Here is a 13,584-nt window from a genome sequence, read left to right as displayed (position 1 = left end):
GGAAGTCAACTCGGCCACACGTGCGACGTCAAGAAGTAAATCCTTAACGAGATGGCAACGGTGCCATCCGTTCTCTAAGTGAAGGCAGGCGTGGCGGCGGACAGCGAGCCGTTCACGGAGCCGTCCAAAAGGGTCGAATCGCCCATCTCGCTGAGCGCGAGAGCCAGCGCCCCGAGCACCTCCGCACGGCCTCCAAGTGCCCCCGGGAGAACGGACAGTTGGCGCGCCGCACTGGGGATGGCATAGCGGCCGACAGACTCCCTGATGGGCCCGAGAACGAGCTCTCCGGCCTCGGCGAGATCACCGCCCAGGACCACCCGGCTCGGGTTCAGAAGGTTGCAGAGATTGGCCACTCCACTGCCGATATGGCGGCCGACGTCGGCGATCACCCGACGACAGCCCGGGTCTCCGTCCCTGGCCAGCCGTACGACGCCTTCCATCGTCAGGTCGGTGCCATGACTGGACTGGAGCAGCGGGAGCACGTACCGCGCGGCCGCAAAGGTCTCCAGGCAGCCGCGGTTGCCGCAGCGGCAGACCGGGCCGGATTCATCGAGTGTAATATGTCCGATTTCACCTGCGGTGCCACCCGGGCCGCGATAGATCTTCCCGTTGATCACCAGACCTGCGCCGACACCGCTCGCGACCTTGATGTAGGCGAGGTCACGCACGCCCTTGCCGCTGCCCCAGACCAGCTCGCCCAGGGCGCCGAGGTTGGCGTCGTTGTCCACGTGCACGGGCACGCCGAGGCGTTCGCGCATCTCCTCGGCGGGCTTGGTGCCGCCCCAGCCGGGCAGGATCGCGGTGGACCCCAGAGTCCCCGACTCGACGTCGATCGGGCCGGGCACGCCCAGCCCCACTCCCGCCACCTTGGACCGATCCACGCCGGTTGCCGCGACCAGGCGATTGACCAGCTCTTCCGCACGGTCGAAGCCCTGGGTGGCGGACGCGTCGACGTCCAGCGGCTCTGACTCCTCGGCCAGCACCTGGTGCGCGAGGTTCCCGATCGCGACGCGCAGGTGCGTGTGCCCGAAGTCGATGCCGATCACGATGCCGGCGTCCCCGCTCAGCGAGACGCTGCGGGCCCGTCGCCCGCCCGCCGACGTGGGCGTGACCTCTACCGTCCCGCCGTCCTTCAGCTCCCGCACGATGTTGGAGACCGTCGCCGCGGACAGGCCGGTCGTACGCGCGATCTCCGCCTGCGTGAGCGACCCGGCCAGCCGCACGGCCCGTACGACTCGTTCCAGGTTGGCTCGGTGCAGCGACGACTGCGACCCCGGAGTCTCCATCGACCCATCCACTCCCGCCATCGGCCGGGCGGCCCCTGCGCCGCCCGTGGCCCAGGTCACATCTGCGGAACCGGGCCACTTACAAGTTATGAACTCCAAGCTCGGCTGTACGGGTTACCGCAGTCAAGTACTTGACGGAAATCGCTGTCACTTCCGTGGTCCGCCCAGGACACCTCACGGACACGTGAATGCCACCCTGAGCAGGGCGGGAGACCATCCGCACGGGGTTACGGGACAGGGTGCGAGGCGCACCACTCGGCCCCCGCACCGAACCGGCCGGGTCGTTCGGCCCCGGAATCCGGCGTCGGTCCGTGACCGCGCGGTGACCGAAGCCGGATGGACCACAAGCGAATAGCAACCGCGAACGCACGCTGTCACCCGGCCCTGCCCAGTCCGGTAGACCGGATGGCTCGGTGAGGCGGCCGGGGGCAGGCGCGGCGACGTACCAGCAGCGAGACCGCGAGACTCCTGAGAGCTGCAGCCCGCACGGGCCGCGAGGCCGACAGCAGGGTAGGACTCGGGGCCGTGGCGGCGAGACCGCCGCCAGGCCGCGGGCGGCGGAGCGCGAGGGCTCGGGGAGCGGCTCGGGCGGTGGCCCCTGGCTGCAGCCCCGGGTTCGAGGGGTGGGCCCCGTGTGCGCCAGGATGGGGCGGTGCTTCCGGATCGACTGCTGTGGTGCGACCCGCGGCCCCTCCCCCGGTTCAACCGGCAGGAGCCGGTGACCGTGATCGTTCGTGATCCCGGGTTCCACGAGCCGGGGGACGAGGACGACTGTGTGAGGCTCTGGTACGTCTGCCGGGCGCACGGGCGGGCTTATCTGCACCAGGCCTGCGGGGAGGGCCCCCACCTGATCGCGCTGCACTGCGCGGAGCACGGGCCCGAGAACCTGTGGCCGGACCCGCGCATGCTGATGTTTCCGGACGGCTTCACTCCCCCGCTGAGCGAGGCCCAGCTGAGCTGGGCCCGCTCGTGAGGACGCGCCCTACTTCAGCGCGCCCGCGGTCAGGCCCGCGACCACCTGGCGCTGGAAGACGATGTAGGCCGCCAGGACGGGCAGCATCGCCATGACCAGGCCCGCGAAGAGGCCGGACCAGTCGCCCTTGTACCCCTGGCTGACCGCCAGCTGCACCAGGCCCTGGGTGAGGACGCGCTTGTCGGGGTCGGTGTTGAGGACCGTGGGGAGCATGTACTGGTTCCACTGGCCCAGGAAGTTGAAGATCCCCACGCTGATCAGGCCCGGCTTGGCCATCGGCAGCATGATCTGGAAGAACGTACGGGTGTGCGAGGCGCCGTCCACGAAGGCCGCTTCCGCCACCGAGGTCGGCAGCGTGCGGAAGAAGGCGGTCAGGAAGAACACCGTGAACGGCAGCGAGTACGCGATGTAGACCAGGATCAGGCCGTGGATCGTGTTCAGCAGCCCCATGTTGTTCACGACGTAGAACAGCGGGACCAGCGCCAGCATGATCGGGAAGCTCATGCCGCCGATGAAGAGGTAGTAGATGAAGCGGTTCCCCGGGAAGTCGAAACGGGCCAGTACGTAGGCCGCCATCGAGCCGAGCACCAGGGTGCCGATCAGCGAGCCGCCGACCACCAGGATGGTGTTCAGGAAGTAGTCGCTCATGTTGGCCTGGGTCCAGGCTCGCGACCAGTTGTCGAAGTGCAGCTTGGTCGGCAGGGACCAGGGTGAGCCGAAGATGGCGCTGTCGTCCTTGAAGGAGGTCATCACCGCCCACAGCAGCGGCATGACCACCATGATCGCCCACAGGATCAGCATGCCGTGGGAGAAGACGTTGAGGACGCTGCCCTCTTTCTTCCCGGCGGCCGGCTTCGCCGACGGCACGTCGACCTTGGAGACGGTCGCGCCGGACTCGGCCGGCAGCGGAGCGGAGGTCTCGGTCGTCTTCATCGCTTCAGTACTCCAGCCGCTCGCGACGGCCCAGCCGCATCACGATCGCGGCGAACGCGAGCGTGACGACGAGCAGGGCGACGCCGATGGTGGTGGCGTAGGCGGCCTGACCGTCCCGGAACGCCTTCTGGTACACGTACAGGACCATCACGGTGGTCGAGTAGTCGGGACCGCCCGGCCCGGTCGTCATGATCTGTACGACCGCGAACGACTCGGCGCCGAGCGCGAGGATGCCCATGTAGACCCAGCCGGACTGCACCGTGTCCCACAGCAGCGGCAGGGTGACGCGGAAGAACGTGGTGGCGCGGCTCGCGCCGTCCAGCAGCGCCGCCTCGTACAGCTCGGCCGGGATCGACGCCATGCCCGCCGAGAACAGGACCACGAAGAAGCCGACCGTGGACCACACGAGCACCGCCATCACGCACCACAGCGCGAGGCTCGGGTCGCCGAGCCACAGCGGCTGGACGCTGTCGAGGCCGATGCCGCGCAGGAGTGAGTTGATCGCGCCGCTGTCCGGGTTGTACGCGAAGGCGAACAGCAGCGACACGATCGCGATCGACAGGACCTGCGGGAAGAAATAGACGATCTTGTAGAAGGAGGAGCCCCGGACACCCGTGATCACGGGGCCGCCCCTTCTCCGCCGTCCGCCCACATTGATCATGAAGGCGAAGAACAGCGCCAGACCGAGTGTCACCAGTGGCAGCACCAGAGCGAAGATCAGACTGTGCTGCAACGACTTCCAGAAGATGTCGTCGTGGAACATCCTCTCGTAGTTGCCGAAGCCGACCATCTTGAATTCGGGGCTGAGGCCGGTCCAGTCCGTGAACGAGTAGTAGATGGACTGGATGAACGGCCACACCACGAAGAGCGCGTACAGTCCCAGGGGCAGTGCCAGAAACCCCACGATGAACCGGTACTTGCCGTGCTGCATCGCCACTCCGGTGCGGTAAAGGTGCTGGTTACTGGTGCTTGTAGTGCTTGATGGAGCTGTCCTTGGCCGCCTCGTCGGCAAAGCCCTGGATCTTCTTGATGGCCTCCGCCGGGGTGAGCCGGCCGGCCATCATCTCGCCGAGACCGGCCACACCGATCTTCTCCTTCTGCAGCTGCACGTACCAGTCCTGCAGCCGCGGGTTCACCACGTTGGATCCGGCCTTGTCCAGCGCCGCCACACCCGACTTCAGACCCGGGGTGAGGCTGATGCCGCTGGTGCCGCCGTTGTACGCGGTCAGCGACTTCACCTTGGCGGTGAAGTTCTTCGAGGACGCCTCGGAGAGCATGATGCGCAGCTGCTCCATGCCGCCCTCGGCGTTGGCCGCCTTGGCGGGCACCACGAAGGGCTCACCGCCGGAGGCCCAGATGGTGCCGAACGGCATCTTGTCCGAACTGTCGATGCCGGTGGGCGCGGAGACCGCGAGGTTGAAGTCGGCCGGGATGACGTTGGCCGACTCGTTCTCCACCCAGGAGCCGTTCGGGATGAACAGCGCCTTGCCCTTGGCCCAGGCGGTCTGTGACTGGATGTGGTCCAGGCCCGGGGTGCCCTTGAGGATGTAGCCCTTCTTGTAGAGCTCGTAGTAGGCCTCGAAACAGGCCTTGACCGCCGGGTGCTTCCAGGCGTTCGGCTCCAGGTTGTCGATCGCGTCGAGCACCTCGCGGCCGCCGACCTTGCCGATCATCGGGTACAGCGAGAAGGGGATGTAGTACGGGTACTTGCCCGCGTACGTCCAGCCCGCCATGCCCTTCTTCTTGGCCTTGGCGCAGACCGCGAGCATGTCGTCCCAGGTCTCGGGGTACGTCGCGTCCAGGGAGTCGAGGGCCTTCTGCGAGTACCAGACGCCGTAGACGGTGTAGGCGTAGTACAGGATCCAGACCGGCTTGCCGTCGAACTGGCCCATCTCCACGATGCCGGGGCGCAGCGTGTCGCGGACCTTCTTGGCCGGGTCGTCGTACGACGGCGCGTCGAGCAGCGGGGTGAGGTCGGCGAGCTGGTTCTTGCCGACGAGGACGCCCATGTCCATCTGCTCGGCGCCGGAGTTGTCGATGAGGTCCGGCGGGTTGCCCTGGTTGAAGCGGGGCTGCAGGGTGGACTGGATCTTCTGGGTGGCGGAGAACTTCACCGTCGCCTTGGGGAAGTCCTTCTGGTAGATCTTCACGGCGTCCTGGGCGTACTCCTTGCCGAAGCCGCCGTCGAACAGGACGAATTCCATCTTCGCCGTCTCGTTGACGCCGAGCGGGTTCTTCGCGGTCTTCTTGCCGGCCTTCGCCTTGTCCTGGCCGTCGCCGCCGCTGCTCGCGCAGGCGGACAGCAGACCCATACCAGGGGCGGCCACCAGACCGAGCGCGGCCGAACGCTTGATCAGATCGCGGCGGCCGACGCCCTCGCCACCGTGGTGCGCAGTGGATCCCATGCTCAAGTCCTCGCCTTCTCCAGGACTCAGGCGGTGAACCGGATCCTCCCCGGCACCGCTGTCGGGTAGTGCAGGGTCATGCGGGAAACGCCGACAGGTATAGTCCACTTCCCGCCAGCGGAGCAAGATCGAATGCAAGGTTGGCGATGGGTCTTTTCCGAGTTGAGACCTCTCGGAAATATGAGCGACCTGTGGGCGACGCGGCGGAAAAATTGGCGACATAGGCCCCTGAATGCCACACCCAACACCCTTGACATCAAGGGCCACTTGACCACCTACTGGTTCCTGCGCATCGAAGTTGACAACGTTGTCCAGAGCGGGCGCAGGAGGGGAATCCGTAGATGCAGCGCAAGAGGCAGCGGAGAACTCGGCACAGATACGGTCCGGCGGTCGTCCTCACGGCCGCCTTTGTCATGGCCGTCGGCGCGCAGGGCGCCGCGGTCGCCCGGCCGGCCGGGGCCGCGGCCGCCGACCAGGAGTTCGCATCCTCGTTCGAGGCCGGTGACCCGGCGCCGGACTGGCTGAACACCGTCGACACGGCACCGGACGGAAGCAAGCGCTCCGCGGGCGTGGACGGCGGCTACAGCACGGGCATTCCGGGCAATGTCACCGACCATGTGACCGAGGTCCGGGCCAGCGGCGAGAACGACGGCGCGGGCGAGGTGAAGGAGAACCTCGTCGACGGCGAGCCCGGCACCAAGTGGCTGACCTTCCAGCCCACCGGCTGGGTCGAGTTCGACCTGGACAAGCCCATCAAGCTGGTGACGTACGCGCTCACCTCCGCCAACGACTTCGACGAGCGCGACCCGAAGGACTGGACGCTCAGCGGCTCGACGGACGGCAAGGACTGGAAGACCGTCGACACCCGCTCCGGCGAGTCCTTCTCGGAGCGCTTCCAGACGAAGTCGTACGAGCTGGCCGAGCCGGCCGAGTACCAGTTCTTCCGGCTGGACGTGACGGAGAACAACGGCGCCTCGGACATCCTGCAGCTCGCCGACGTGCAGTTCTCGACCGGCGGCGGGGGCGGCCCGGTGCCGCAGGACATGCTGTCGCTGGTCGACAAGGGCCCCAGCGGCTCGCCGACGGCCAAGGCCCGGGCCGGCTTCACCGGCAAGCGGGCCCTGCGCTACGCCGGGCGGCACACGGCGGCCGGCCGGGCGTACTCGTACAACAAGGTCTTCGACGTGAACGTGAAGGTCGCGGCCGACACACAGCTGTCGTACCGCATCTTCCCGTCGATGGCCGACGGCGACCGCGACTACGACGCCACCAACGTCTCCGTGGACCTGGCCTTCACCGACGGCACCTATCTGAGCGACCTGGGCGCGCTGGACCAGCACGGCTTCCCGCTGTCGCCGCGCGGACAGGGCACGGCGAAGGCGCTGTACGTCAACCAGTGGAACGACGTGCTCTCGCGGATCGGTCCGGTCGCGGCCGGCAAGACCGTCGACCGGATCCTGGTGGGCTACGACTCCCCGGGCGGCCCGGCGAAGTTCCGGGGCTGGATAGACGACGTGGCCCTCAGGCCGGTGGCTCCCGAGAAGCCGAAGGCGCATCTGTCGGACTACGCGCTGACCACGCGTGGCACCAACTCCAGCGGCAGCTTCTCGCGAGGCAACGACTTCCCGGCCACGGCCCTCCCCCACGGCTTCAACTTCTGGACGCCGGTGACCAACGCGTCCTCGCTGAGCTGGCTGTACGAGTACGCACGTGCGAACAACGACGACAACCTGCCGACGATCCAGGCGTTCAGCGCGAGCCACGAACCGAGCCCGTGGATGGGCGACCGGCAGACCTTCCAGCTGATGCCGTCCGCCGTGCCCGGCACCCCGGACACCGGCCGTGAGACGCGGGAGCTGGCCTTCCGGCACGAGAACGAGACCGCGCGGCCGTACTACTACGGCGTCAGGTTCGAGAACGGCCTGAAGGCCGAGATAACGCCGACCGACCACGCGGCCGCGCTGCGCTTCACGTACCCCGGCGACGACGCGAGCGTGCTGTTCGACAACGTCACCGAGCAGGCGGGCCTGACCCTGGACAAGGAACACGGGGTCGTCACCGGCTACTCGGACGTGAAGTCGGGCCTCTCCACGGGCGCCACCCGGCTGTTCGTGTACGGCGTCTTCGACAAGCCGGTGACGGACGGCTCCGCCAGTGGGGTCAAGGGCTACCTGCGCTTCGACGCGGGCGCCGACCGCACGGTCACCCTGCGCCTGGCCACCTCGCTGATCAGCATCGACCAGGCGAAGGACAACCTGCGCCAGGAGATCCCCGACGGCACGACCTTCGACACCGTGAAGAAGCAGGCCCAGCGGGCCTGGGACGGGCTGCTCGGCAAGGTCGAGGTGGAGGGCGCGACCCCGGACCAGCTGACCACGCTGTACTCCAGCATGTACCGGCTGTACCTGTACCCGAACTCCGGCTTCGAGAAGGTCGGCGGCAAGGACCAGTACGCCTCGCCCTTCTCCCCCATGCCGGGTCCGGACACCCCGACGCACACCGGCGCGAAGATCGTCGACGGCAAGGTGTACGTCAACAACGGCTTCTGGGACACCTACCGGACCACCTGGCCGGCGTACTCCTTCCTGACGCCTTCTCAGGCCGGTGAGATGGTCGACGGGTTCGTGCAGCAGTACAAGGACGGCGGCTGGACCTCGCGCTGGTCCTCCCCCGGTTACGCCGACCTGATGACCGGCACCTCCTCGGACGTGGCGTTCGCCGACGCGTACGTCAAGGGCGTGAACTTCGACGCGAAGGCGGCGTACGACGCCGCGGTCAAGAACGCGACGGTCGTCCCGCCGTCCTCGGGCGTGGGCCGCAAGGGCATGAGCACCTCGCCGTTCCTCGGGTACACCAGCACCGACACGCACGAGGGTCTGTCCTGGGCGATGGAGGGCTACGTCAACGACTACGGCATCGCGAAGATGGGCGAGGCCCTCTACAAGAAGACCGGCGAGAAGCGCTACCAGGAGGAGTCGCAGTACTTCCTCAACCGCGCCCGGGACTACGTGAACCTCTTCGACCCCAAGGCGGGCTTCTTCCAGGGCCGGGACGCCAAGGGAGCCTGGCGCGTGGACTCCTCGAAGTACGACCCGCGCGTGTGGGGCTACGACTACACGGAGACGAACGGCTGGGGCTACGCCTTCACCGCCCCGCAGGACAGCCGGGGCCTGGCCAACCTGTACGGCGGCCGCACCGGCCTCGCGGACAAGCTCGACGACTACTTCGGCACCCCGGAGACCGCCTCGCCGGACTTCGTCGGCTCCTACGGCGGTGTCATCCACGAGATGACCGAGGCCCGGGACGTCCGGATGGGCATGTACGGCCACTCCAACCAGGTCGCGCACCATGTGATCTACATGTACGACGCGGCCGCCGAGCCCTGGAAGGCGCAGGCGAACGTCCGCGAAGCGCTGTCCCGGCTCTACACCGGCAGCGAGATCGGTCAGGGCTACCACGGCGACGAGGACAACGGCGAGCAGTCGGCCTGGTACCTGTTCTCCTCGCTGGGCTTCTACCCGCTGGTCATGGGCAGCGGCGAGTACGCCATCGGCTCCCCGCTGTTCACGAAGGCGACCGTGCATCTGGAGAACGGCCGGGACCTGGTGATCAAGGCACCGCGCAACAGCGCGCGGAACGTGTACGTGCAGGGTCTGAAGGTCAACGGCCGCCCCTGGACGTCTACCTCGCTCCCCCATTCGCTGCTGGCCAAGGGCGGCGTGCTGGAGTTCTTCATGGGGTCCAGGCCCTCGACCTGGGGCACGGGCAAGAACGCGGCACCGGTGTCCGTCACCCAGGACGACAAGGTGCCGACGCCCCGCGCGGACGTGCTGAAGGGTGACGGCGCCCTGTTCGACGACACGTCGGCGACGAGCGCCACGGTCGCCTCGGTGGACCTGCCGGTCGGCGCCGCCACCCGGGCCGTCCAGTACACCCTGACCTCGTCGGCCGACCACACCAAGGCACCGACCGGCTGGACCCTGCAGGGGTCCGCGGACGGCACGACCTGGAAGACCCTGGACCACCGCTCGGGCGAGTCGTTCACCTGGGACCGCCAGACCCGGGCGTTCACCGTCGCCGCACCGGGCTCGTACGCGAAGTACCGCCTGGTCCTCGACGGCGAGTCGACGCTGGCGGAGGTGGAGCTGCTGGCCTGACCGCGGCACGGCGAAGGGGGCGGGCCCGCTCGGGTCCGCCCCCTCTGTCGTGTGTGCGCTCAGCCGGTGGCGAGGGTGAACACGTGCAGGTCCGTGTTCTCCGGCAGCCGGACGCTCCTGACGGTCCGGCCGGCCGGCGCCGCGAACGGCTTGGTGGCGAAGACGTACGTCGCCACCGGGTCCTTGTCGGCGCCCGCGACGTTGCGGTACGCGGTCCTGGCGACGACCTCGTTGCCGTACTGGACGGTGCCGCCTCCGCCGCCGACGGTCCAGTCGGTGAAGGAGAGGTCGACGGTGTCGGTGGTGCCGTCGGTGTAGGTCACGGTCGCCTTGGTCTGCTGGTTGCCGTTGACCGCGCTGCCGATGAACGACAACCGGGTCGCGGGCTTGCCGAGTTCGATGGTCTGGCCGGTGGCCGAGGCGTTGTCCGGGCGGCCAGCGGGCGAGTTCGGCCAGGTGAAGGCCAGGCCGCCGACCGTGCCCTGCCCGCCCGGGGTGAGGCCGGCCGCGGCGAGGGCCTGGCGGGAGTAGCTCCAGCCGCCGCCGTCGTAGTCGCCCTCGTCGTGCTCGCCCTCGTCGTCGGAGACGCCGGTGTTGTTGTAGGCGGCGAGCAGGGTGCCCGGTGCGGCCACGGTGAGGGAGACCGGCTGCTCGTAGGAGGTGTCGCCGGAGGTGACCTTCACGTCGACGGCGTAGAAGCCCTGGGGGGCGTCCTCGGCCGCGGCCAGGGTGATCTCCTGGGAGCCGTCGGTGACCGTGCCCTCGGCGGGCGTGGCGGTGACACCGGAGGGGGTTTCGACCCGGAAGCGGACCTGCGGGCCGGTGCCGCCGCCGAGTGCGAGGGCGCGGATGCCGATCTTCGTGCGGTCCCCGGGTGCGACCGTGGCGGCGGTGGGGCCGACGCCGATCTGGTACGGCTGCTCGCCCTCCCGGAAGGACGGCGGCGGGGAGGCCGCGCCCCAGGTGCGGTCCGGGGTGGTGGAGAGGGTGTAGTCGAGGCGGCCGCCGTCGCGCACGAAGGAGGCGGGAAGCCAGGGCCGGTCACCGGCCCGCCCGTCGACCTTCAGGGACCGGATGTACGGCGCGTCCGCCGCCGCCCCGGACGCGTGCACGGAGATGTCGTTGCCCTGCGGGCGGTCGATCTCGATGCGCTCGAACAGCGGTGAGGCGAGGACGAGTTCGGCCCGGGAGGGCACCTGCGGGTACATGCCGAGCGCGGAGAAGACGTACCAGGACGACATCGCGCCGAGGTCGTCGTTGCCGGGGATGCCGCCGGGCTCGGTCGACCAGAGCTGCCGCATGGCCGCGCGGACGGTCTCCTGCGCCTTGTAGGGGGCGCCCGCGTAGTCGTACAGGTAGGGCACGTTGACGGACGGCTCGTTGTCCAGCTCGGACTTGGTGCCGCCCTGGCCGGTGAAGGCCCAGCCGCCGTCGCTCGTGTGGAAGAAGTCGTCGAGCCGGGCCAGCGCCTTGTCCGTGCCGCCCATCGCCGCGAACAGGCCCGCCGGGTCGTGCTGGACCATCCAGGTGTACTGGGCGGCCGTGCCCTCCACGAAACCGTTGCCGGTGCCGGGGGTGAAACCGGTGACCCAGCTGCCGTCGGCCTTGCGGTTGGCGATGTAGCCACCGCTCTTGTCCGCCGCGATGTCGAAGTTGTTCTGCCACCACTGGGCACGGCGGGCGAAGGCCGCCGCGGTGTCCTTCTCCCCGGCCGCCGTGGCGAGCTGGGCGAGGGAGAAGTCCGCGGTGGACATCTCCAGGGTCTCGGCGGCGCCGCCCCAGGCGTTGGAGACACTGGGCATGTAGTGCAGCTTGAGGTACTTGTCGAGCGACGGGCGCTGGCCCACCGAAAGCACCGGCTTGCCGGCCGCGGACAGGTCCTGCTGCGTGGGTACGGTCGCCGCCCGGACCAGTGAGTCCAGGGCGCCCCTCAGGTCGAATCCGGTGCCGCCGAAGGCGTGGATGCCGGCCAGCGCGGTGGGCGACGGGTCGCCGTTCATGACGTGGGTGCCGCTCGCGCCGTGCAGCCAGCGGTCCCAGACCCCGCCGTTCTGGCCGGCGAGTTCGTACAGCGACTGGGCGATGTCGGACCCGGTGCGCGGGTCGAGGAGGGTGAGCAGCTGCACCTGGTCGCGGTAGACGTCCCAGCCGGAGAAGGTGCCGTACTGCGCGTGACGGCGACGGTCGACGGTGTGCGGCCGGCCGTCCGCACCACGGTATCTGCGGTCGGCGTCGCTGATGACGTTCGGATGCAGCAGGGAGTGGTACAGCGCCGTGTAGAAGGTGGTGCGTTCGGCGTCGGTCCCGCCGCCGACCCGGACCGCGTCCAGCCGGTCGCGCCAGGCCCGGCGCGCCGCGTCCGCGACGGCGTCGAAGGAGCGGCCCGCCGGGTTCTCCGCGGCGAGGTTCGCCTCGGCGCCCGCCTGGCTGACGTAGGAGATGCCGACCTTGACGTTCACCGGGCCGGTGCCCTGCGCGAACTGCACATACGCTCCGGCGCCCATGCCCGCGACCGGCCGGCCCCCGTGCGAGAAGCCGCCCGTGCCGCCCGAGGCCTGCCGGGAGCCGGGGCTCAGCCTGTCGTCCTGCCAGGTGCCGGTGGCCGTGAAGGCCCGGTCGAACCGGGCGGTGAAGTACAGCGTGTAGTAGGAGCGCCGGCCCTCGGGGTCGAGGTAGCCGCAGAAGTTCCCGGAGGTGACGGAGCCGGAGACGGTGCGGGTAGCCGGGTCGACGGTGACCGTCGAGTCGGCCGAGCCCACCTCGGAGTTGGCGGTGCGCACGAGCAGCGAGGCGGGCTTGTCCGCCGGGTAGGTGAAGCGGGCCGAGCCGGTACGGGTGGTCGCGGTGAGGTCGGCGGTGACGCCGGAGGCGAGGCCCACCTTGTAGTGGCCGGGCTCGGCGGTCTCGTCGGCGTGGCGGAAGTCCGACGCGTAGACGGCGTCCTTGGTGTCGCTCGCCGGGGAGGACGTGACGTCGCCCGCGTACGGGAAGAGCGGGATGTCACCGCTGCCGCCCGCGCAGCCGGTGCCGGACATGTGTGTCAGGCCGAAGCCGCGGATGCGGGTGGCGTCGTACTGGTAGCCGCCGGGAGCGGCGGTGCGGACGGCGTCGCCTCTGGTGTTCTCCGGGCTGAAGGAGAACATGCCGAACGGTACGACGGCGCCCGGGAAGACGTTCCCGCCGTTCCTGGTGCCGATCAGCGGATCCACGTAGGGGGTCGGGTCCTTGACGAGAGCGGGGGGAGCTGCGGTCGCCGCGAGGGCGGGGGTGGCACCGCCGGTCGCGAGCACCGCGGCCAGCAGCAGGGACGTGGGACTGAATCGCATGACGCGGCCCTTCCTCCAAACGGACGGGTCGCGCACCACAGGTCGCACAAGCCGCAGGGACAGTAACGTGCGCCACCGGTAACACGGAAGACCGCGTACACCCCGGCAGGCACGCGCCTGGATCACTCGGTCGGGCTACCTCAAGTAGCTTGACATCGTTGTCGGTTGAGGCGGTAAAGTCATGTACAGACCATAGACAACGTTGTCGCGCCCCACCCGGCAGAGGCCCGCCCACGGTCTCGCCGCCACAAGCCAGCACCACCCGGGCAGGGATCACCCCCCTCGCCTGCCCGGCTCGCGGGCCCGGTGCGCACGGCCACCGGGTCCGCCCAGAGCAGCCCAGGACGGAGGCTCCGCCACGGACGGGTGCGGCGAGTGCTCGCACTTCGGGAGGCCGGCGTCGATTTGTCGCAGGCATGCGCATCTACCTACGGGTGGTCTCGGACGTACCGTAGGAAGGCAGGGCGGGAGCGTCCGCGCGATCCGGGCGGGTTCCGGTCCACC

General features: G+C 69.1%; 7 protein-coding genes. 2 read left to right on the top strand and 5 right to left on the bottom strand.

Features of this window, described 5'->3' with window-relative positions:
* Nucleotides 1–74: 74 nt before the first annotated feature.
* A complete protein-coding gene (locus tag FB157_RS31985; protein WP_145884146.1) occupies nucleotides 75–1,286 on the bottom strand; it encodes an ROK family transcriptional regulator in 1,212 nt (403 codons plus the stop codon).
* Between the two features lie 724 nt (nucleotides 1,287–2,010).
* Here FB157_RS31985 and FB157_RS31980 point away from each other — a divergent pair.
* A complete protein-coding gene (locus tag FB157_RS31980; RefSeq protein WP_261386672.1) occupies nucleotides 2,011–2,259 on the top strand; it encodes a queuine tRNA-ribosyltransferase family protein in 249 nt (82 codons plus the stop codon).
* A gap of 9 nt (nucleotides 2,260–2,268) precedes the next feature.
* Here FB157_RS31980 and FB157_RS31975 read toward each other — a convergent pair whose 3' ends face one another.
* Genes FB157_RS31975 through ngcE form a run of 3 tightly spaced genes read right to left on the bottom strand, consistent with a single transcriptional unit; the run spans nucleotide 2,269 to nucleotide 5,597 of the window.
* Entirely contained in the window at nucleotides 2,269–3,192 is a 924-nt protein-coding gene (locus FB157_RS31975; RefSeq protein WP_145884145.1) for a carbohydrate ABC transporter permease, read from the bottom strand.
* Nucleotides 3,193–3,196: 4 nt separating this feature from the next.
* Complete coding sequence (locus FB157_RS31970; RefSeq protein WP_145884194.1) at nucleotides 3,197–4,123, bottom strand: carbohydrate ABC transporter permease; 927 nt, start codon at nucleotides 4,121–4,123, stop codon at nucleotides 3,197–3,199.
* A gap of 28 nt (nucleotides 4,124–4,151) precedes the next feature.
* Nucleotides 4,152–5,597, bottom strand: coding sequence for an N-acetylglucosamine/diacetylchitobiose ABC transporter substrate-binding protein (gene ngcE, locus FB157_RS31965; RefSeq protein ID WP_145884144.1), 1,446 nt, complete (start codon nucleotides 5,595–5,597; stop codon nucleotides 4,152–4,154).
* A gap of 413 nt (nucleotides 5,598–6,010) precedes the next feature.
* Here ngcE and FB157_RS31960 point away from each other — a divergent pair, with 413 nt between their 5' ends.
* Nucleotides 6,011–9,754: a GH92 family glycosyl hydrolase gene (locus tag FB157_RS31960; RefSeq protein WP_145884193.1), complete on the top strand. Its 3,744-nt coding sequence runs from the start codon at nucleotides 6,011–6,013 to the stop codon at nucleotides 9,752–9,754.
* A gap of 59 nt (nucleotides 9,755–9,813) precedes the next feature.
* Here the strand turns inward: FB157_RS31960 and FB157_RS31955 are convergent, their stop codons facing one another.
* Nucleotides 9,814–13,080 carry a GH92 family glycosyl hydrolase gene (locus FB157_RS31955; protein WP_145884143.1) on the bottom strand — a complete coding sequence of 1,089 codons (3,267 nt, stop codon included), beginning with the start codon at nucleotides 13,078–13,080 and terminating at the stop codon, nucleotides 9,814–9,816.
* Nucleotides 13,081–13,584: the final 504 nt, after the last annotated feature.

The organism is Streptomyces sp. BK340 (assembly GCF_007827595.1).
Taxonomy (GTDB): Bacteria; Actinomycetota; Actinomycetes; order Streptomycetales; family Streptomycetaceae; genus Streptomyces.
This window is presented reverse-complemented; position numbering and strand designations above follow the sequence as displayed.